At 73.2% G+C, this 20,299-nt stretch carries 17 protein-coding genes; 10 read left to right on the top strand and 7 right to left on the bottom strand.

Annotated features, from left to right (window positions below; translation table 11 throughout):
* Nucleotides 1-81: 81 nt before the first annotated feature.
* Nucleotides 82-423 carry a DUF3817 domain-containing protein gene (locus B124_RS21925; protein WP_496504610.1) on the top strand — a complete coding sequence of 114 codons (342 nt, stop codon included), beginning with the start codon at nt 82-84 and terminating at the stop codon, nt 421-423.
* 95 nt (nt 424-518) lie between these two features.
* Here the strand turns inward: B124_RS21925 and B124_RS21920 are convergent, their stop codons facing one another.
* On the bottom strand, nt 519-1,025 hold the full coding sequence (locus B124_RS21920) for a MarR family winged helix-turn-helix transcriptional regulator (protein ID WP_496504609.1): 507 nt from the start codon (nt 1,023-1,025) through the stop codon (nt 519-521).
* Nucleotides 1,026-1,046: 21 nt separating this feature from the next.
* Entirely contained in the window at nt 1,047-2,453 is a 1,407-nt protein-coding gene (locus tag B124_RS21915; protein WP_496504608.1) for an MFS transporter, read from the bottom strand.
* Between the two features lie 81 nt (nt 2,454-2,534).
* On the opposite strand from B124_RS21915, the gene B124_RS21910 reads away from it, so the two are divergent.
* Nucleotides 2,535-3,530, top strand: coding sequence for an ArsR/SmtB family transcription factor (locus B124_RS21910; protein ID WP_496504607.1), 996 nt, complete (start codon nt 2,535-2,537; stop codon nt 3,528-3,530).
* Between the two features lie 120 nt (nt 3,531-3,650).
* Entirely contained in the window at nt 3,651-4,658 is a 1,008-nt protein-coding gene (locus tag B124_RS21905; RefSeq protein ID WP_496504606.1) for a glycoside hydrolase family 6 protein, read from the top strand.
* A 125-nt stretch (nt 4,659-4,783) separates the two neighbouring features.
* Here the strand turns inward: B124_RS21905 and glxA are convergent, their stop codons facing one another.
* The 3 genes from glxA to B124_RS21890 form a co-directional block, all read right to left on the bottom strand.
* Nucleotides 4,784-6,721 carry a radical copper oxidase GlxA gene (gene glxA, locus B124_RS21900; RefSeq protein WP_496504628.1) on the bottom strand — a complete coding sequence of 646 codons (1,938 nt, stop codon included), beginning with the start codon at nt 6,719-6,721 and terminating at the stop codon, nt 4,784-4,786.
* Between the two features lie 2 nt (nt 6,722-6,723).
* Nucleotides 6,724-8,613, bottom strand: a complete 1,890-nt coding sequence (locus B124_RS21895) for a glycosyltransferase family 2 protein (protein WP_496504605.1) — start codon at nt 8,611-8,613, stop codon at nt 6,724-6,726.
* Between the two features lie 131 nt (nt 8,614-8,744).
* Nucleotides 8,745-9,089 (bottom strand): DUF3817 domain-containing protein, encoded by a 345-nt coding sequence (locus B124_RS21890; protein WP_496504627.1) that lies wholly within the window; start codon nt 9,087-9,089, stop codon nt 8,745-8,747.
* A 128-nt stretch (nt 9,090-9,217) separates the two neighbouring features.
* Between B124_RS21890 and B124_RS21885 the strand changes: the two genes are divergently transcribed.
* From B124_RS21885 to B124_RS21875, 3 genes are read left to right on the top strand one after another with little or no spacing between them, the layout of a single operon-like run.
* On the top strand, nt 9,218-9,856 hold the full coding sequence (locus B124_RS21885; RefSeq protein ID WP_496504604.1) for an AIM24 family protein: 639 nt from the start codon (nt 9,218-9,220) through the stop codon (nt 9,854-9,856).
* Nucleotides 9,856-10,506 carry an AIM24 family protein gene (locus tag B124_RS21880; RefSeq protein ID WP_496504603.1) on the top strand — a complete coding sequence of 217 codons (651 nt, stop codon included), beginning with the start codon at nt 9,856-9,858 and terminating at the stop codon, nt 10,504-10,506. The genes B124_RS21885 and B124_RS21880 overlap by 1 nt, the downstream gene beginning before the upstream one ends.
* Nucleotides 10,503-11,240, top strand: a complete 738-nt coding sequence (locus tag B124_RS21875; RefSeq protein ID WP_496504602.1) for an AIM24 family protein — start codon at nt 10,503-10,505, stop codon at nt 11,238-11,240. Before B124_RS21880 ends, B124_RS21875 begins: the two co-directional genes overlap by 4 nt.
* 103 nt (nt 11,241-11,343) lie before the next feature.
* On the opposite strand, the gene meaB is transcribed toward B124_RS21875, so the two are convergent.
* Entirely contained in the window at nt 11,344-12,306 is a 963-nt protein-coding gene (meaB, locus tag B124_RS21870; protein WP_496504601.1) for a methylmalonyl Co-A mutase-associated GTPase MeaB, read from the bottom strand.
* Between the two features lie 456 nt (nt 12,307-12,762).
* Nucleotides 12,763-13,971: an acetyl-CoA C-acetyltransferase gene (locus B124_RS21865; RefSeq protein WP_496504600.1), complete on the bottom strand. Its 1,209-nt coding sequence runs from the start codon at nt 13,969-13,971 to the stop codon at nt 12,763-12,765.
* A gap of 133 nt (nt 13,972-14,104) precedes the next feature.
* Between B124_RS21865 and mce the strand changes: the two genes are divergently transcribed.
* From mce to B124_RS21845, 4 genes are all read left to right on the top strand, one after another.
* The gene (mce, locus tag B124_RS21860) at nt 14,105-14,542 is read left to right on the top strand and encodes a methylmalonyl-CoA epimerase (protein WP_496504599.1); all 438 of its coding nucleotides are present in this window, start codon (nt 14,105-14,107) and stop codon (nt 14,540-14,542) included.
* Between the two features lie 173 nt (nt 14,543-14,715).
* The gene (scy, locus tag B124_RS21855; RefSeq protein WP_496504598.1) at nt 14,716-18,090 is read left to right on the top strand and encodes a polarized growth protein Scy; all 3,375 of its coding nucleotides are present in this window, start codon (nt 14,716-14,718) and stop codon (nt 18,088-18,090) included.
* Nucleotides 18,091-18,193: 103 nt separating this feature from the next.
* Nucleotides 18,194-19,129, top strand: coding sequence for a cellulose-binding protein (locus B124_RS21850; protein WP_496504597.1), 936 nt, complete (start codon nt 18,194-18,196; stop codon nt 19,127-19,129).
* Between the two features lie 162 nt (nt 19,130-19,291).
* Nucleotides 19,292-20,299, top strand: coding sequence for an ABC transporter ATP-binding protein (locus tag B124_RS21845; protein ID WP_496504596.1), 1,008 nt, complete (start codon nt 19,292-19,294; stop codon nt 20,297-20,299).

Below are 20,299 nucleotides of genomic sequence, written 5' to 3'. Positions count from 1 at the left end.
CCCCGGCCGGGCCGCCGCATACGCGGCCGGGGAGTGGGGGTCGTCACCGCGGCGTCCCGGGCGGGGTTTAGGCTCGGTGTCATGAAGAAGAGCGTGCTCACCCGCTACCGCACGATGGCGTACGTGACCGGCGTGCTCCTCGTTCTGCTGTGCCTCGGCATGATCGGCAAGTACGCGCTGGACCTCTCCGGCGCGGACGGCTTCACGAAGGTCGTGAGCATCGCCCACGGCTGGCTGTACGTGATCTACCTGGTGGTCGCCTTCGACCTCGGCTCCAAGGCGAAGCTCCCGGTCGGCAAGCTGGTCTGGGTACTGCTCGCGGGGACGGTGCCGACGGCGGCGTTCTTCGTCGAGCGCAGGCTCACCCGGCAGGTCGAGCCGCTGGTCGCCCGCGACGGCGAACCGGCGGCGGCGAAGGCGTAGCCGCGCCCCTGCCCGCTGCCGCGCGCCTCTGTCCGCTGCTGCGCGCGTCTGCCCGCTTCCGCGCGCCTCTGCCCGCTGGCGCTCGGGGTATCCCGCTACTGCTCGAAGTCGCCCGCGGCTATCCGCAGCGGGCGCAGCATGGCGAAGATCTCCGCGCACTGCTCGTCGTCGTACGCGCTGAGGCCGAAGTCCATCGCCATCAGGTCGCGCGTCGCCTGCTCGACGATCTCGCGGCCCCGGTCCGTGATCGACGCGAGCGTGCCGCGGCCGTCGTTGGGGTTGGGCCGCTTGGCCACGTACCCGGACTTGACCAGCCGGTCGACGGTGTTCGTCACCGACGTCGGGTGCACCATCAGCCGCTCGCCAATCTTCGACATCGCCAGCTCACCGGCCTTGGAGAAGGTGAGCAGCACCAGCGCCTCGTAGCGCGCGAAGGTCAGCCCGTACGGCTTGACGACAGCGTCGACCTGCGCCAGCAGGATCTGGTGGGCGCGCATCACCGAGGTGATGGCCCCCATGGCGGGCACGGCTCCCCAGCGCTGGCGCCACAGTTCGTCGGCGCGCGCGATGGGGTCGAACGACAGGCTCAGCGGCTTCGGCACGTCGCCGACCCTACCTTCCGGTCATGTGGCGGTCAGCCCGATCTCACCCTTCGGCCTGGTTCTGCGCACCTCCAGGCAGACCAGCAGCGAGCACAGTGTGCCCGTCACGCCGACCGCGGCGACCGCCACGTGCACCGGCACGAACTCCGCGACCGCGCCCGCCCCGGCCATGCCCACGCCCTGGAGCGTCATCAGCCCCGCGGTCTGCAGCGTCATCGCCCGGCCGCGCATCTCCTCCGGCACGGCGGCGACGAACCACTGGTCGAGGCCGAGCGAGTACGAGATGCCGAAGCCGGTCAGCACCAGCAGCGGCAGCGCCCAGCCGAAGGAGGGGTGCGTCACGAAGCCGATCGCGGGGACCGTGGCCAGCACCGCCACCGGGAAGACGATCCGTTCCCGGCCGCGCGGGCCGAGCAGCGAGCCGGCGAGGATCTCGCTGGTGACCGCGCCGATCGGCATGCCGGTCATGAGCAGGCCGAGCCCGACGGCGCCGATGCCGAGATCGTCGGCGTACGCGGCGGCCAGCGCCTCGGGGGAGACGACGAAGGTCGGCGGGATCCAGGTGAGCAGCAGCAGCGCGCGGATGCGGCGGTCGCGCAGGAAGGCGGCGGCGGCGGCGAGCGAGGCGCCCACGGTGCTCGCGCGGCCCGGGGTGCCGGCGCCGCCGGCCGCGGTACGGGCCGGGCGGGCGCGGGTGCCGAAGCGCAGCACCAGCGCGGAACCGGCCAGCCCCACCGCGGTGAACGTCAGCGTCGCGCGCGGGGAGAACGCCGCCAGCAGGCCGCCGAGGGCGAAGCCGACGAGCTGCGCCGCCTGGGCGGTGAGCCGGATGACGGAGCGGCCGAGGACGAACCGGTCGCCGGTGCCCAGGATGTCGGCGAGCGTGGCGATCCGGGTGCCGGTGAAGACCGGTGAGATGACGCCGGCGGCGCAGCGCAGCGCGAGCAGCACGGCGACGGGCATCCCCGGGAGCACCATCAGCGCGAAGCAGCAGGCGGCGAGCAGGTCGCAGGTCACCAGCACCCGGCGGGCGGGGAGGCGGTCGGCGACCGAGGACAGCAGGGTGCCGCCGACGAGGTACGGCAGCAGGCCGACGCCGAGGGTGAGCGCGCTCAGCAGCGGGGATCCGGTCCGGTCGTAGACGAGGACGGTCAGGGCGATGGCGGCGATGACCTCGCCGGTGATCGACATGACGTGGGCGGCGAAGACGAAGCGGAACTCGCGGACGCGGAAGACGTCGGCGTAGCGGGCGCGCGAGCCGCCGGCGCCCTCGGCATCGAGGGCGCCGGCGTCGGGCGTACCGGCGTCGGGCGTACCGGCGTCGGGGGTGCCGGCGGGGGTCGCATCGGCGGCGGCTGCGCCGTGGCCGGACGGCAGGGCCGCGGGTGCGGGCGCGGCCGTGCCGTCCGGAGCTGAGGTGTCGTTCATCACCGGAGCGTGGCCCCCCGCCGGTGCCGGGCCGTAGTCTTTCGGCACCAGCCGAATCACTCAGCCAGCCAGGGGGGCGCCGTGCCGGTGTACATGCGCTTCGGCCCCGAGGACCTGCTGCGCTGCCGCTTCGCGATCTCCCCGGTCTTCGAGACCCACGAGGCGATACGGACGCTGCGCCGCACCGAGCGCCACGGCTACCACCGGCCGTGGCTGAGCCGGCTCGGCGAGGCCGCCGCGGGGCTCGACCTCGAACCGCTGTGGATCTTCATGCCGGCCCCCGGCCGCCACGGCTACACCCCGGATTTCCTCGGCGGCCCGCCGCAGGCCGCGTACACCCCGGTCGCGGACGGGCTCGCCCAGCTCCGCGCCACCGACCCGGCGCTGGCGCACACGGAGATGACCTTGTCGTTCGCCACCATGCCCGGCGCCGCCGAGTCCCCGCTCGGCCGCAAGCTGCTCGACGACCCGGCCGCCGCCGTCGAGCTGATGGCCGACACCACCGAGCGCGCCTGGCACGCGCTGGTCGAACCGTTCTGGCCGCGGCTGCACGACCTGCTGGAGGCGGACATCGACTTCCGCGCCCGGCAACTGGCCTCCACGGGTCTTGGCGAGCTGTTCGCGCTGCTGCACAGCCGGCTGTCGTACGAGGACGGCCTGCTGACCGTACGGACCAAGAACGACTACCGCTACGAGCGCGACCTCGCCGGCGACGGCCTGCTGCTGATGCCCAGCGCCTTCGCCTGGCCGGACGTGGTGACCGGCTTCCGGGCGCCCTGGCAGCCCACCGTCATCTACCCCGCCCGCGGCATCGGCGCCCTGTGGTCGGAGACCGGCCCCGAGGCGGCCGAGTCGCTGGTGCGACTGCTCGGCGCGGGCCGGGCCGCGGTCCTCGCCGCGCTCGACGAGCCGGCCTCCACCTCCGCGCTGGCCCGCCGCCTGGGCCTGGCCCCCTCGTCGGTCTCCGCGCACCTGTCCGCGCTGAAGGGGGCGGGGCTCCTGACCGCCCACCGCGAGCGCCACCGGGTGCTGTACGAGCGCACCCCGCTCGGCGGCGCGCTGGCCGCGGGCGGCTGACGCCCATCCGGACGCCTCCGGCCCGCGGCGCCGGCCGCGCGGGCGCGGCGCTCGGTCGCGAAAGAGGCGCTATGTCACGATCATCGGGTTCCAGTCGATCGCCTCCCGCGGGAGAAGTGCATGTCAGCGCGGTTCCGTACGCTCATCAGCATCCTGCTCCTCGGGGTCCTGCTCGGCTGCACGGCCGAGGACGAGGACGGGTCCGGGACCGGGCCGCGGGACGGCGAGCGGGCGCGGGCGGCCTCGGCGGCGAAGTCGCCGTTCTGGGTGGACCCCGGCTCCCCCGCCGCCCGCCAGGTGCGCGCGTGGCGGCAGCAGGGGCGGGCCGAGGACGCCGCGCTGCTGGAGCGGATCGCGAACCAGCCGGTCGCCGAGTGGCCCGCCGGCCACGAGCCCGCCGCCGACGTGCGCGCGGCGGTCCGCGGCGCGGCGGCGGGCGGACGCACCGCCGTGCTCGTGGCGTACAACATCCCGCACCGCGACTGCGGCCAGCACTCCGCGGGCGGCGCCGCCGACGCCGCCGCGTACGAGAGCTGGATCGGCGCCTTCGCCGACGCCATCGGCGACGCCAAGGCGCTGGTGATCCTCGAACCCGACGCCGTCCCGCACGTCGTGGACGGCTGCACCCCGCCCGAGCTGCACGAGGAGCGCTACCGGCTGATCTCCGGGGCCATCGCCCGGCTGAAGCAGCACCCGGGCGTCAGGGTCTACCTCGACGCCGGCAACTCCTCCTGGATCACCGACCCCGCCAACCTCGCCCGCGCCCTGTGGCAGGCCGACGTCGGCGAGGCCGACGGCTTCGCGCTCAACGTCGCCAACTTCCAGCGCACCGGCGAGCAGCTCGCCTACGGCCGCCGGCTCTCGGGGCTGCTCGGCGGCGCCCACTTCGTCGTCGACACCAGCCGCAACGGCAACGGCCCGCTGACCGGCCCCCCGGACGAGGTGTGGTGCAACCCGCCGGGGCGGGCCCTCGGCGAGCCGCCGACGACGCGGACCGGCGAGAAGCTGGCCGACGCCTTCCTGTGGGTCAAGCGGCCCGGGGAGTCGGACGGACCGTGCCGCGGCGGCCCCAAGGCCGGCGCGTGGTGGCCGGACTACGCCCTGGGCCTGGCCCGCCGCGCGGGCTGAACACCCCTTCCCGGACGGACCGGACGGACCGGACGGACCGGACGGGCACGACGCGCCGTGCACGCCGTGCGCGCGGCCCGGAACGCCGGCGGGACCGAGGGGCAGCGGCCCCGCCGGCGGGCTCGTCACGGCACGTGCACCCACTTCGCCTCGGACGGCACGCCCTTGCCGTCGGTGACGAAGAGCATGTACCAGCCCGGCGGCACCAGGTTCGGGTCCTCCGGCACGGTCACCGTCACCTCCCCGGCCCCCTTGTGCACGTCCAGTTGGATGGAGCGCTGCTCGACGTCCGTGACGTGGGTGACGGAACCCGGCCGGATCAGCCGCGCCTTCTCCACCCGCCCGGCCCCCGCGACCTCGTACGTCGCCTCCCGGCCGCGCCCCGGCTGCTCGGGCCCTTCGCCGATCGCGAGGCGCTGCGCACCGTCCGCCCTGTGCAGATACGGCGGCGTGAAGATCTCGATGCGCTTCTCGAAGGTGCCCTTCTGGGTGTTGGCCTTGTCCGCGAAGAGGGAGTCGGAGCCGAAGGTGGCGACCCGGCCGTCCGGCAGCAGCACGGCCTCGGAGTGGTAGTTGCGGCCCACCTCGGGCTCGGCGGCGCGGGTGAAGGAGTTGGTGGCCGGGTCGTAGAACTGGGCCTTGTGGATGTTGCTGTCGCTGCGACCGCGGTAGTCGGCCGAGCCCCCGCTGGTGAAGACCGTGTCGTCCGGCATGATCACGCTGTTGAGGTACCGGGTGCCCTGCGGCAGCGGGGGGCCCTCCACGTACGCCGGCTCGTCCTTGGTCAGATCGGCGATCGCGGTGCGCGGCGTCGACTTCTTCGACTCCCCCACCCCGCCGCCGCCCAGCACCATGAACTTCTGGTCCTGCGCGGGCGGCAGCAGCAGCGAGGCGGCGGTCTCCAACTGGTCGGGGTCGGTCATGCCGGGGACGGTGGTGAAGGAGTTGTCCTTCAGGTCCCAGATCCCGGGCTGCCGGCCGCGGTCGGCCGGGCCGTAGCCCGCGTTGGCGCCGGAGTAGAAGAGCTTGCCGCTCTCGGTGAGGAAGAGCGCCGGGTACGTCGGGAAGTAACGGGTCGGCGCCTTGGACCACTTGTGGGTCTGCGGGTCGTAGATCTCGTTGTCGCCGTAGAGGATCTCGCCCGACTCGTCGAGGCCGGAGACCGACAGGACCTTGCCGTCCGGCAGCGTCACGAGCGTGGGGTACCAGCGGGCCTTGTCCATCGGGTCGACGCGGACGTAGCGCTCCTTCACGGGGTCGAACTCGAAGGTGTCCCTGATCCCCTGGAAGTCCTGCTTGTCCAGGGTGAGCTTCTGCGCCAGGCCGTAGACGTTGTCGGCGTCCTCGCCGGTCAGGCCCTCGACGGCGTACTGCGCCTGCCGGTCCTGGACGTAGCCGTCGCCCTCCTGTTCGGCCTCGACGAAGACGTTGGCCTCGGCGGCGGTGACGACCGGCCTGCCGCCCTTCTTCTCCGGTTCCCCCTTCTCGGCGGCCGGCACGGTGACCGCGGCGGTGGTGCGGTAGACGAGGCCGGAGGGGGCGATGAAGCCGGTGCCCTTCTTGAGCCTGACCGGCTTGTCGGGGTCCTCGTTCTTCACCAGCATCCGGCCGCCGGCGCGCTCGACGTCGCCGTCGAGCAGTTCGTAGCGCGCGGTGCCGCCGGCGACCAGCAGCCGGCCGTCGGCCAGTTGGGTGTGGCCCGCGCAGAACAGGTCGGCGGGGGTGGGTATCTGCTCGTAGCTGTTCTTGACCGGGTCCCACAGGACGGTGCGGAACGTGCCGGCGTCGAACTGATTCTGGTCGTTGCCGGAGCCGGCGATGAGCAGCACCTTGCCGGTGTGCAGCAGCGTGGCGTGGATGGCGTTGAGCTCGTACGAGTCCGGGGTGTCCTGCACCTCCCAGGAGCCGTACTCCTCCTGGTAACCGGGCCTGGATATCCGGTACTCGTGGTACTGCTTCTCGGCGAAGCCGATGGCCGCGGGGGCGTTGAGGCACGCCAGCAGCAGGACCACGCCCGTGCCTATCGCCGTCTTCCGGAACCGTCTGCCGGGCCGGTACGTCATGTTCAGCTCCCGCTCGTCGTCGCAGTGGTCGTCGCGGTGGCCGCGGTGGCCGCCGGTGCCGCCGGGGCCGGGGTGGCGGCGGCCGGGCCGGCGCCCGCGTCCTCCGCCGCCCTGGCCGGCTTCCACAGCCGCGTCCGCAGTACCCGGGCCCGGCCGCGTACGGCAGCGGCGGCGGCCACGGCCGCCCGGCGCCGTACGTCCTCGCGCCGGTGCTCGCCGCGCACCTGCCAGGTGGACCAGAGCCAGATCGCCGCCGGCGCCAGCGCGAGGCACACCCCGAGCACCGTCCAGGTGCGCATCGCGACATGCGTGTGGCCCAGGACGACGGACGCCAGGAACGAGGCCGCCAGCAGCCCCGCCCAGAACAGATGGATGCGGAACGTCGCCGGCCGGTCGGGGCTCGCGTCGCCGCCCTTGGGCGTCACCACGAACCGGCACGGCCGGCGCAGCACCGCCGCCTTGAAGGACGTGAAGTAGATCGGCGCCGACATCGCCGACATCAGCATCCCGGCGAGCCCGCCGGAGCCCTCGGGCTCGTGCGGCGAGACGTTGTGCCGCCGGTTCCACAGGTACAGGCCGATCTGCAGGGCCGCCGCGTCGGTGTACAGCATCAGCCAGACCGAGGCCGGGACCTGGGTGCCGGAGGAGCCGAGCCAGAGGAAGAGAGTGCAGCTCAGCGCGCCGAGGAACCAGTTGACCGCGGTCATCGGGTAGTAGACGAGCATGAGCGAGTAGTTGAGGAGCCGCCGCAGCGGGAAGCGCTCCCTGCCGCGCCCGTACTGGCCGATGAGCGTCTCGTACGTGCCACGCGACCAGCGCATCTGCTGGGTGAAGAAGTCGGTCCAGGAGTTGGGCCCCTCGCCGACGGCCAGCACGTCGGGGGTGTAGACCGACGACCAGTGCCGGCCGGTGGCGGGGTTGCGGGTGCGGTGCAGCTCGAAGCCGGTGGCCATGTCCTCGGTGATCGAGTCGTAGAGGCCGCCGATCTGCTTCAGCGCGGCGATGCGCACGGCGTTGTTGGTGCCGACGAACATCGGCGAGCCGTAGGCGTTGCCGGCGCGCTGGATCAGCGCGTGGAAGAGGTACTGCTGGCTCTCGGCGAACTTGGTGACGGCGGTGTCGTAGTTGCCGTACACCTGCGGGCCGACGACGAAGGCGACGTCGGGGTCGCGGAAGTAGCCGAGCATCCGCTCCAGGTAGTTGGGCAGCGGCACGTGGTCGGTGTCGACCGAGGCGAAGAAGTCGTAGCCGTCGCCGTACGCCTCCAGCCAGGCGTTGTAGTTGCCGTGCTTGGTCTTCGCGCGGTGCGGGCCCTCCTCGGCGTTCCAGCGCGGCACGCCCTTGCGGCTGAAGTGCCGTACGCCCAGCTGAGCGCAGAGCGCCCGGGCCTCGGGGTCGTCGCCCTCGTCCAGCAGCCAGACGTCCAGCGGCCCGTCGTGCCGCAGCGCGACCGCGCCGGTGAGCGTGGCGCGCACCATGGCGAGGGGTTCCTTGCCGGGCACGTACGTGGTGAGGAACGCGACCCGGGTGCCGGGCTCGGCGGTGACCGGGACGGGGTCCCGGGCGACCATCGTGGCGTGCGCGATCGAAACGACGTTGACCAGCCGGAACGTCTCGATGAGCCCGATGGATATGAGCATCACCGCATCCGCGGTGAGCAGCCAGGGCGGGGCGCCGGTGCGCTCGGTCCAGTGCGAGGGCCAGACCAGGTAGAGCAGCAGCGCGCAGGACAGCAGCGGCGCGAGCACCATGAGCAGGACCGCCCGGACGCGGTGCGGCTCACGGGAGAGCAGGCGCGTGTAGCGCACCCGGTAGGGCCGGGACGGACCGGGATCCGTCAGCGGCCCCGCGAGGCGGCTGAACTTCTCGTAGTCATAGCCTTCCGCCCGCACGATCCCTCCGCAGATACGACAACGCCGACGTATCCCACCAAAAGCGGAAAATCAGTGCGTGTCGAACCGGAGAGGGCCGTGCGGGGGGTTCCGTCCCGCGAAGGGGTGGACGGAGCGTCAGCGGGCGGCGGTCAGGCGCCGACGACACCCTCGCGGCGGGCGCGGGCCGCGATGATCCCGGCCTCCACCTCGCGGCGCAGCATCCGCTCGGCGACGAAGCCGCCGCCGGGCAGCACGGCGAGGACGAAGAAGAGCGCGGCGCGCTTGAACGGCCAGCGGGTGCGGTTCCAGGCGTCGGCGAGGAAGAGCACGTACCCGATGAAGAGCAGGCCGTGGATCATGCCCATCACGGGCACCGCGTCGAAGTCCGTCGTCCGCTTGAGCACGGAGCACAGGAGCAGCAGCAGGAACGAGACCGCCTCGGGGGCGGAGATCAGCCGGAGCCGGCGGAGGGCGGATGCGGTTTCGAGGTTCACAGGGTCCACGGGAACAGCCTTCGGATCGTCCGGGAACCGGGGGATCTCCCCGGGCAAACTGGACCCCATTGTGTCAGTCGCTCATACCCGGCCTTCCGGGAGGGTGACCGAGCCGCTAGCGTCAGCGCGTGGCTCAGTTTCGACTACAAGGCAGCAAGGTGCTGGCCGTGGACATGGCCGGCGACGCGGTGAAGGCGAAGAACGGCTCGATGGTCGCCTACGACGGCCAGATGGCGTTCAAGAAGCTCACGGGGGGCGGCGAGGGGATCCGGGGGATGGTGACGCGCCGGCTGACCGGCGAGCAGATGGAGCTGATGGAGGCGAAGGGGCAGGGCACCTGCTACTTCGCCGACCGGGCCAGCGTGATCAACCTTGTCGGCCTGCAGGCCGACAAGCTGTACGTGGAGTCCAGCAACCTGCTGGCGACCGACGGCGGGCTGAAGACGGGGACGAGCTTCACGGGGATGCGCGGCGCGAGCACCGGCACCGGTCTCTTCACCACCACGGTGGAGGGCACGGGCCAGGTGGCGGTCATGTCGGACGGGCCCGCGGTGGTGCTGCGGGTGACGCCGGCCACGCCGCTGGTCGTCGACCCGGGCGCGTACGTCGCCCACACCGGCCAGGTGCAGCAGCACTTCCAGTCGGGCGCGACGTTCCGCACCCTCATAGGCGAGGGCGGCGGCGAGGGGTTCCAGATCCGCTTCGAGGGCGACGGGCTGGTCTACGTACAGCCCAGCGAGCGCAACACGGTGGGGGGCGCGGTCTGATGCCGTTCCGCATGCTCAATTCGAAGATCGCCGAGGCGCAGGTGCTGCCCGGCCAGACGATGTACAGCCAGCGGGGCGCGATGCTCGCGTACACCGGGCAGGTCAGCTTCACGCCCAACATCCAGGGCGGCCAGGGCGGGCTGACCTCGATGATCGGCCGCCGGGTCGCGAACGAGGCGACGCCGCTGATGACCGTCGAGGGCCACGGCACCGTGATGTTCGGGCACGGCGGCCACGAGGTGCACGTGGTGGAGATGGCCGGCGACACCCTGTACGTGGAGGCCGACCGGCTGCTCGCCTTCGACGGCTCGCTGCAGCAGGGCACAATGTTCATGGGCTCGCAGGGCGGCGTCATGGGCATGGTCCGCGGCCAGGTCACCGGGCAGGGCCTGTTCACCACCACCCTCGCCGGCCACGGCGCGGTGGCGGTGATGGCCCACGGCGGCGTGCTGGAGCTGCCGATCACCCCGCAGCGGCCGGTGCACGTCGACCCGCAGGCGTACGTCGCGCACCGCGGCCAGGTGCAGAACAAGCTCTCCACGGCGCTCGGCTGGCGCGACATGGTGGGGCGCGGTTCCGGCGAGGCGTTCCAACTGGAGCTGTCAGGCAACGGCACGGTGTACGTGCAGGCATCGGAGGAGAAGCTTTGACCGCCGGACCCGCCGGACCCGTCGTCCATGACGTCAACACGCTGCCGCGCAACGACAACGTCCACCCGTACGCCTTCAGCGTCGCCCTGAACGGGCAGTGGTTCCTGCAGAAGGGGAAGATGATCGCCTACTACGGGCAGATCTCCTTCGAGGGCGTCGGCCACGGGGCGTTCGACGGCCTGGTCGCCGGCAGCTTCCACTCGCCGCTGCACGCGGCGGACTGGGTGGTGGCGCAGGGCAGCGGCGTGATGGTGCTCGCGGACCGGGCGTTCGACGTCAACTCCTACGACCTGGACGACGGCAACCTCACGATCCGCTCCGGGAACCTGCTGGCGTTCGAGCCCGGCCTGGAGCTGAAGCAGTCGATCGTGCCGGGCTTTCTGACGCTGATCGGCACGGGCAAGTTCGTCGCCGTCTCCAACGGCGCCGTCGTCTTCGTCGAGCCGCCGATCCGGGTCGACCCGCAGGCGCTGGTGGGGTGGGCCGACTGCCCCTCGCCGTGCCACCACTACGACCACGGCTACATGCAGGGCCTCCTCGGCGGCATCCGCGCGATGACCGGCATCGGCGGCGCGTCCGGCGAGGAGCACCAGTTCCAGTTCACCGGTGCCGGGCAGGTGCTGCTGCAGTCGACGGAGACGATGCAGGCCGGGCTGGCGACGGGCGCCGTGCCGGGGCAGCAGGGCGTGCCGGGCGGGGCAGGCCAGGGACCTCCCGCGATGTTCGGCAGGTAAGCCGGGTAAGGCGGTAAGGCCGGTAAGGCAGGCAAGCCGCGGGGCCGCGGGCGTACGGGCCGGACTCTGCCGTGCGTACGCCCGCGGCCTGCCGCCCGCGCCGTCAGCCGCCGGTGAGCCCGGCGAGCAGCTCGTCGGCGGCGGCGTACGGGTCCAGCTCCCCCGCGGTGATCCGCTCCGCGAGCGCCGACAGCCGGCGGTCGCCGTGCAGGTCGGCCATGCGCTCGCGCAGCGCCGTCACCGCGATCGTCTCGACCTCCCGGGCCGCCCGCCGCAGCCGGCGCCCGGCCAGCACACCGTGCTCCTCCATCCACGCCCGGTGCTTCTCCAGCGCCTCGACGACCTCGTCGGTGCCCTCGTCGCGGGCGGCGACGGTCTTGACGATGGGCGGGCGCCAGTCGCCGGGGGCGCGGGCCGCGCCGAGGCCGAGCATGTGGTTCAGCTCGCGGGCGGTGGCGTCCGCGCCGTCGCGGTCGGCCTTGTTGACCACGTACACGTCGCCGATCTCCAGGATCCCGGCCTTGGCCGCCTGGATGCCGTCGCCCATGCCGGGCGCAAGCAGCACCACGCAGGTGTCGGCCTGCCCGGCGATGTCCACCTCCGACTGCCCCACGCCGACGGTCTCGACCAGCACCACGTCGCAGCCGGCGGCGTCCAGGACCCGGATCGCCTGCGGCGCGGACCAGGCCAGCCCGCCGAGGTGGCCGCGGGTGGCCATGGAGCGGATGTAGACGCCGGGGTCGGACGCGTGCTCGCCCATCCGCACCCGGTCGCCGAGGAGCGCGCCGCCGGAGAAGGGCGAGGAGGGGTCGACGGCCAGCACGCCGACCCGCTTGCCGCGCTTGCGGTACGCGCTGACCAGGGCGGAGGTGGACGTGGACTTGCCGACGCCGGGCGAGCCGGTGAGCCCGACGACGTAGGCCCGGCCGGCGAGCGGCGCGAGGGCGGCCATCACCTCGCGCAGGTGCGGCGACGCGCCCTCGACCAGGGTGATGAGCCGGGCGACGGCCCGGGGCCTGCCCTCGCGGGCGGCGGCCACGAGGGCGGGTACGTCTGGGGCTGGCATCTGTGATCGCTCCTTGCGTCCGTACGGGTCTGTCTCCCACCGGGGCGCTGCCCCGGGCCCCGCGCGCCTGCGCCGCGGGGCTGCGCTGCCGAACCCGGCCCGGTGCGCCTGCGGCGCCGGCCTCGGGGCCGCCCCTCGGCCGGGGCCGCACCCCTGCCCCGGCCCCGGGGCCCGCCCGCCGCTCGGGCCGCGGGGCCCGTGCCGTCGGCCCGGGGACCGGGGCGGTCCGCCCCCGTTGACCACCCTGCGGGATGACCGGTGCCCCGGCGTCCGCGGGGCGGCCGGCCGGACGGCCGGGCGGCCGGTGCCCGGGCGGGCCGCCGACCGGGCAAGGCCGGCGCGCTCCCGCGCCCGGCCCGCCCGGCGGCCCCGTACCCGGCGCGCCCTGGGGCCAAGCGCACCCCGGGGCCCGGCGCGCCTCAGGGCCCGGCGCGCCCCGGGGTCCGGTACCGGCCGTCAGGCCCTCGGCACCCGGACCACCAGCGCGTCGCCCTGGCCGCCGCCGCCGCACAGGGCCGCCGCGCCGACGCCGCCGCCGCGGCGCTTCAGTTCGAGGGCCAGGTGCAGCACGAGCCGGGCGCCCGAGGCCCCGATCGGGTGACCGAGCGCGATGGCGCCCCCGTTGACGTTCACCTTTTCGGGGGTGACGCCGAGGTCCTTCATGGACTGCACGGCGACGGCCGCGAACGCCTCGTTGATCTCGATGAGGTCGAGGTCGCCGACGTCGATGCCCTCCTTCTTCAGCGCGTGCAGGATGGCGTTCGAGGGCTGCGACTGCAGGGAGTTGTCCGGGCCCGCCACGTTCCCGTGGGCCCCGATCTCGGCCACCCAGGTCAGCCCCAGCGCCTCGGCCTTGGCCCGGCTCATGACGACCACGGCGGCGGCGCCGTCGGAGATCTGCGAGGAGGAGCCCGCGGTGATCGTGCCGTCGGGCGAGAACGCGGGCCGCAGCCTGGCCAGCCCTTCGACGGTGGTCCCCGGGCGGATGCCCTCGTCGGTGTCGACGGTCACGGACACGCCCTTGCCCCGGGGGACCTCGACCGGGGTGATCTCTTCGGCGAAGACGCCGTGCTGCTGCGCGGCGGCGGCCCGCTGGTGGGAGGCGGCGGCGAAGGCGTCCTGCGGCTCGCGGGCGATGCCGAGGCGGGTGTTGTGCTTCTCGGTGGACTCGCCCATGGCGATGCCCTCGAAGGGGTCGGTGAGCCCGTCGTGGGCCATGGAGTCGAGCATCTGCAGCGCGCCGTACTTCACGCCCTCGCGGGACTTCGGCAGCAGGTGCGGGGCGTTGCTCATGGACTCCTGGCCGCCGGCGACGACGATGTCGAACTCGCCGGCGCGGATGAGCTGGTCGGCCAGCGCGATGGCGTCGAGGCCGGACAGGCACACCTTGTTCACGGTCAGCGCGGGCACGCTCATCGGGATGCCGGCCTTGACCGCGGCCTGCCGCGCCGGGATCTGCCCCGCCCCGGCCTGGAGCACCTGCCCCATGATCACGTATTCCACCTGGTCGGCCGCGACGCCCGCACGCGCCAGTGCCGCCTTGATGGCGAAGCCGCCCAGGTCCGCGCCGGTCAGCGGCTTGAGGGAGCCGAGGAGGCGTCCCATGGGCGTACGGGCGCCCGCGACGATCACAGACGTGGTGCCTGACGTGCCACTGTCAGTCATGTGCATCCCCTTCGGGGAGAAGTGAATGAGGGTTAACTTCAGCGTACGTAGCGGCACGCGCCCGGGTCACGGTTCGTACGGTGTGACCGTGCGCACGTTGCGTAACCTCCCCGCGCGGCGGTGGACTGTGCGCATGCTCACACGCATCGACCACATCGGGATCGCCTGCCGCGACCTGGACACGACCGTCGAGTTCTACCGCGCCACCTACGGCTTCGAGGTGTTCCACACCGAGGTCAACGAGGAACAGGGTGTCCGCGAGGCCATGTTGAAGATCAACGGGACGTCCGACGGCGGCGCCTCGTACCTGCAACTGCTCGAACCCATCCGCGAGGACTCGCCGGTCGGCAAGTGGCTGGCGAAGAACGGCGAGGGCGTCCACCACATCGCCTTCGGCACCCCGGACGTCGACGCCGACGCCGCCGCCATCCGTGACAAGGGCGTACGCGTCCTCGACGACGAGCCGCGGCGCGGCTCGATGGACTCGCGGATCACGTTCCTGCACCCCAAGGACTGCCACGGAGTGCTGACAGAATTGGTCACTTCCGCATCGGCCGCGGGCGCACACTGACCTTTGATTCCCACGGCCGGTAGAGTGCAGGGGGCCGCCCGCGTCCTGGGCGGCCCGATCATCTGACACCATCGACACCAGCACACGAACCCAGCAGACGAACGCAGCACACGTCATCGCCATTGCCATTGCCAGTAGGGCAGAAACGACCCGGGGACGGATGGGACCGCGCAGTGCGGGGCTACGACCGCTACGAGCCTGACGCCGTGATGGACGGGCTCTCGCAGTTCGAGGCCGAGATCGAGCGGCTGAAGAAGGAGCGGGAGAAGGCCGTCCAGCACGCCGAGGACCTCGGCTACCAGGTCGAGGTGCTGCGCGCCAAGCTGCACGAGGCGCGCCGCGGACTCGGCGCCCGCACCTCCTTCGACAGCGCCTCGCACCAGGCCGAGCAGTTGCTGCGCAACGCCCAGGCCCAGGCCGACCAGTTGCGCGCCGACGTCGAGCGCGAGCTGCGCGAGTCCCGCGCCCAGGCGCAGCGGCTGCTCCAGGAGCACGCCGAGCGCCAGGCCCGGTTGGAGGCCGACCTGCACGCCGAGGCGATCGCCCGGCGGCAGCGGCTCGACGAGGAGCTGGCGGAGCGCCGCACCACCGTCGAGACCCACGTCAACGAGAACGTCTCCTGGGCCGAGCAGTTGCGCTCCCGTACCGAGGCGCAGGCCCGCCGGCTGATGGACGAGACCAGGACCGAGGCGGACCGGCTCATCGCCGCCGCCCGGGCCGAGGCGCAGCGCCAGTCGGAGCAGGCCCGCCAGCGGGTCGGCAGCGAGGCGGAGGCGGCCCGCGCCGAGGCGGACGACCTGCTGCGGCGCGCCCGCGCCGACGCCGAGCGGCTGCTGAACGCCGCGTCCACCCAGGCCCAGGAGGCCACCACCCACGCCGAGCAGTTGCGCAGCTCCTCGGCCGGGGAGGCGGAGGAGGCCCGCCGGGAGGCAACCGAGGCGCAGCGCCGGGCCGAGGAGAAGCTGGCCGAGGCCGAGGCCGCGCTGCGCGCCGCGCGCACCGAGGCGGACCGGCTGGTGGCGCAGGCCGAGGAGGCGGCGACCAAGAAGATCGCCGAGACCGAGGCGGGCGCCGACCAGCGGATGCGCACCACGCGCAACGAGATCGCCCGGCTGGTCGGCGAGGCCACCAAGGAGGCCGAGACGATCAAGGCGGAGGCCGAGCAGGTGCGGGCCGACGCCCGTACGCAGGCCGAGGCCCTGATCGCGGAGGCCGAGGAGACGGCCCGTACCCGCTCCGCCGAGGACAGCGCGAACGCCATCGCCAAGGCCGCCAAGACCGCCGAGGACGTGCTCAACAAGGCGTCAAAGCAGGCCGAGGACACCACCACGGCCGCCGGCGAGGAGGCCGACCGGATCCGCCGGGAGGCGGAGGCGGAGGCCGAGCGGCTGCGGGACGAGGCCGCGGCGGCGGCCGAGCAGCTCAAGGGCGCGGCCAAGGACGACACCGAGGAGTTCCGGGCCAAGACGGCCGAGCTGCAGGGCGAGGCCCGGCGGCTGCGGGACGAGGCCGAGCAGTTGCGCGCGGAGGCCACGGCCGAGGGCGAGCGGATCCGCGGCGAGGCCCGCAAGGACGCCGTCGCGCAGATCGAGGAGGCGGCGAAGTCCGCCGAGGAGCTGCTCGCCAAGGCCGGCACCGACGCCGAGGAGCTGCGTGAGGCCGCTACGGCCGAGGGTGAGCGGGTACGCGGCGAGGCCGCGGAGCGGGCCGCGACGCTGCGGGAGCGGGCCGAGGAGGCGCTGGCCAAGGCCCGCACGGAGGCCGACGAGCTGCGCGCCGAGGGCGAGGCCCAGGCGAAGAAGATCACCGAGGCGGCGGACGAGGCCGCGCGCAAGACCCGTACGGAGACCGACGAGGCCGTCGCCGCCCGCCGGGCCGAGGCGCAGACGGAGCTGGACCGGCTCCAGCAGGAGGCGGCCAGCCGGGTCACGGCCGCCGACGAGGCACTGGCCGGGGCCCGCGGCGAGGCGGAGCGCATCCGCCGGGAGGCCGCGGAGGAGACCGAGCGGCTGCGCGCGGAGGCCGCGGAGCGGCTGCGTACGCTCCAGCAGCAGGCGCAGGCCGAGGCGACCCGGATGCGCGAGGAGGCCGCCGCGGAGACGGCCACGACCCGCGCCGAGGCCGAGGCCGCCGCCCAGCGGCTGCACGAGGACGCCACGGGCGAGTCCGAGCGGCTGCGCCGCGAGGCCCAGGAGGCGGCCGACCGGATCCGCTCCGAGGCCTCGGCCGCCGCCGAGCGGCTGGCGGCCGAGGCGCAGGAGGCGCTGACCGCCGCGCAGGAGGAGGCCGCGCGCCGGCGGCGTGAGGCCGAGGAGCTGCTGACGGCCGCCCGCGGCGAGGCCGAGCGGGAGCGGACGCAGGCCACCCGGCAGGCCGAGGAGCTGCTGGCCTCGGCGCGCAAGCGGGTCGAGGAGGCGCAGACCGAGGCCGCCCGGGTCACCGAGGAGTCCGAGCGCCGGGCGCGGGAGCTGGTGGCCACGGCCGAGCAGACCGCCCAGCAGGTGCGGGACTCGGTCAGCGAACTGCGGGCGCAGGCAGACGAGGAGATCGCGGGGCTGCGCTCGGCCGCGGAGCACGCCGCGGCGACGCTGCGCCGGGAGACCAGGGAAGAGACGGACGCCGCCAAGGAGTTGGCGGAAACCACCGTCAACGAGGCGCTAGCAGAGGCCGAACGCCTGCGTACCGAGGCTGAGCGGGTCCGGGACGAGTCCCGCGGCGATGCCGCGAAGCGCCGTACGGAGGCCGCTGAGCAGGCCGACAAGCTGGTCGAGAAGGCGCACGAGGAGGCGACCCGGGCCACCGCGGCGGCCGAGGAGCAGGCCGACGTGATGGTGGCCGCCGCCCGCAAGGAATCCGATCGGCTGGTGCGCGACGCCACCGCGGAGGCGAGCGGGCTGGTGGAGAAGGCCCGCGCGGACGCCGACCGGATGCTGGAGGAGGCCCGCCGGGACGCCGGCGCGATCCGCGAGCGCGCCGAGGAGCTGCGGACCCGTACGGAGGCCGAGACCGACGCGCTGCACGACCGCGCCAGGCGCGAGGCCGCGGAGGCCACCAAGGCGGCGGGCGAGCGGGTCGACAAGCTCGTCGCCGCAGCTCACGAGCAGCTCAACTCGGCCGAGGCGCGCGCCAAGCAGGTGGTCAGCGACGCCGAGAGCGAGGCCGGCAAGGTCCGTATCGCCGCGGTGAAGAAGGCGGAGGGACTGCTCAACGAGGCCGAGCAGAAGCAGGCCGAGGTGCTCGACGCGGCCGAGCGGACGAAGGCCGAGGCGCGCGCCGAGGCCAAGCGGATGGTCGACGAGGGCCGCCGCGAACTGGAGTTGATCACCCGCAGACGCGAGGACATCAACGCGGAGATCTCCCGTGTGCAGGATGTCCTTGAGGCCCTGGAGTCCTTCGAGAACCCCGGTACCCTTGCGGCGAACGGCAAGGACTCCAAAGACGGCAAGAACAGCCAGGTCAGCAAGGGGAAGGACGGTGGCGGGAAGGCCCCTGCCGCTGCCGCGGCCCGGTCGGGCGCCAAGCAGCCCGGCGGCAGACCACTCGATTGAGCGGACATTCTCCAGATCAAACCTGGATTGACACTGTGACACGCCGTCAGCACCCCTAGGATTCCCCTTATCACCTCACTCGGTCTCTTTCGACAGGAACCCCATGAGCGACACTGCCAACCCCTTCGGTTTCGAGTTCGCAAGGCGCGGATACGACCGCGAGCAGGTGGACGAACGGATCACCAAGCTCGTAGCCGACCGCGACAGTGCTCTCTCCCGCATCACCTCCCTTGAGAAGCGCATCGAGGAGCTGCACCTCGAGACGCAGAACGCACAGGCGCAGATCAACGACTCCGAGCCGTCGTACGCCGGCCTCGGTGCCCGGGTGGAGAAGATCCTGCGGCTGGCCGAGGAAGAGGCGAAGGACCTGCGCGAGGAGGCCCGCCGCGCCGCCGACCAGCACCGCGAGCTCGCCGAGTCGGCCGCGCAGCAGGTGCGCAACGACGCCGAGTCGTTCGCCGCCGAGCGCAAGGCCAAGGCCGAGGACGAGGGCGCCCGGATCATCGAGAAGGCGAAGGGCGAGGCCGCCGGTCTGCGCGCCGACGCGCAGAAGGACGCGCAGTCCAAGCGCGAGGAGGCGGACACCCTCTTCGAGGAGACCCGCGCCAAGGCCGCCCAGGCCGCCGCGGACTTCGAGACCAACCTCGCCAAGCGCCGCGACCAGTCCGAGCGCGACCTCGCCTCCCGCCAGGCCAAGGCCGAGAAGCGGCTCGCCGAGATCGAGCACCGGGCCGAGCAGCTCCGCCTGGAGGCCGAGAAGCTGCGTACCGACGCCGAGCGCCGCGCCCGCCAGACGGTCGAGACCGCGCAGCGCCAGTCCGAGGACATCGTGGCGGACGCGAACGCCAAGGCCGAGCGGATCCGCAGCGAGTCCGAGCGTGAGCTCGCCGCGCTCACCAACCGCCGCGACAGCATCAACGCCCAGCTCACCAACGTCCGCGAGATGCTGGCGACGCTGACCGGTGCGCAGGTCGCCGCCCAGGCGGGCGGCGACGAGGTGGAGGACAAGCCGGGCGTGCCCGCCCAGCAGTCCCGCTGAGACCGGTGCGGCCGGGCGGCCTCGTCCGCCCGGCCGCACGGCAGCAAGGCCGCACGGCAGCCATCCGGCGCCCTCCGTCCCTCGGGGTGGAGGGCGCCGATCCGTTTGTGTCGATTGGTTGGAGAAGATGCGTTCGACGACGTCCCCGCCTAGGATCGGCGCATGATCGAACTGGAGGGGCTGACCAAGCGGTACGGCGACAAGCTCGCCGTGGACGACCTGACCTTCCAGGTGCGGCCCGGCATGATCACCGGGTTCCTGGGGCCGAACGGCGCCGGCAAGTCGACGACGATGCGCATGATGCTCGACCTCGACAACCCCACGGCCGGTTCTGTGCGCATCGACGGCAAGCACTACCGCGATCTGCAGGAGCCCCTGAAGTACATCGGCGCCCTGCTGGACGCGAAGAACATGCACGGCGGTCGCAGCGCGTACCACAACCTGCTCTGCCTGGCCCAGAGCAACCGCATCCCGGACTCCCGGGTGAGCGAGGTGCTGGAGATCGTCGGCCTGACGGCGGTGGCGAAGAAGAAGTCCAAGGGCTTCTCGCTCGGCATGGGCCAGCGCCTCGGCATCGCGTACGCACTGCTGGGCGACCCCGAGATCCTGATGTTCGACGAGCCGGTCAACGGGCTCGACCCCGAGGGCATCCACTGGATCCGCAACCTGATGAAGAGCCTCGCCGCCCAGGGCCGCACGGTCTTCGTCTCCAGCCATCTGATGAGCGAGATGGCGCTCACCGCCGACCACCTCGTCGTCATCGGCCAGGGCAAGCTGCTCGCCGACACCTCCATGGCCGGCTTCATCCGGGAGAACTCGCGGTCGTACGTGCGCGTACGCACCCCGCAGCCCGAGCAGTTCAAGGACGCCGCCACCGCCGCCGGCATGGCGCTCACCCTGCGCGAGGACGGCGCCTTCGAGGTCGAGGGCACCGACATGGCCGAGCCGGTCGGCGAGCTGGCCGCCCAGCACCGGGTGACGCTGCACGAGCTGAGCCCGCAACAGGCCTCCCTGGAGGAGGCGTTCATGCAGATGACCGCCCAGGCGGTCGAGTACCACGCGCACGGTCTGAGCGGCCCGGACGCCGCCGCGGTGGCGGCCGGGGCCGCGGCCCCGGTGCCGCCGGACGCGCCGCCCGCGCCGGGTCCGCAGTGGGGCAAGGGAGACTGA

The sequence above is a fragment of the Streptomyces sp. CNP082 genome (genome assembly GCF_059570535.1).
The sequence above is the reverse complement of the archived record's forward strand: the minus strand, read 5'-3'. Positions and strand labels throughout refer to the sequence as shown.

Coding starts and splice junctions, on each gene's coding strand:
- B124_RS21880 (WP_496504603.1), top strand. CDS start 9,856: ATGCCGTTCCGCATGCTCAATTCGAAGATCGCCGAGGCGCAGGTGCTG.
- B124_RS21925 (WP_496504610.1), top strand. CDS start 82: ATGAAGAAGAGCGTGCTCACCCGCTACCGCACGATGGCGTACGTGACC.
- B124_RS21915 (WP_496504608.1), bottom strand. CDS start 2,453: ATGAACGACACCTCAGCTCCGGACGGCACGGCCGCGCCCGCACCCGCG.
- B124_RS21850 (WP_496504597.1), top strand. CDS start 18,194: ATGAGCGACACTGCCAACCCCTTCGGTTTCGAGTTCGCAAGGCGCGGA.
- B124_RS21845 (WP_496504596.1), top strand. CDS start 19,292: ATGATCGAACTGGAGGGGCTGACCAAGCGGTACGGCGACAAGCTCGCC.
- mce (WP_496504599.1), top strand. CDS start 14,105: ATGCTCACACGCATCGACCACATCGGGATCGCCTGCCGCGACCTGGAC.
- B124_RS21865 (WP_496504600.1), bottom strand. CDS start 13,971: ATGACTGACAGTGGCACGTCAGGCACCACGTCTGTGATCGTCGCGGGC.
- meaB (WP_496504601.1), bottom strand. CDS start 12,306: ATGCCAGCCCCAGACGTACCCGCCCTCGTGGCCGCCGCCCGCGAGGGC.
- B124_RS21905 (WP_496504606.1), top strand. CDS start 3,651: ATGTCAGCGCGGTTCCGTACGCTCATCAGCATCCTGCTCCTCGGGGTC.
- glxA (WP_496504628.1), bottom strand. CDS start 6,721: ATGACGTACCGGCCCGGCAGACGGTTCCGGAAGACGGCGATAGGCACG.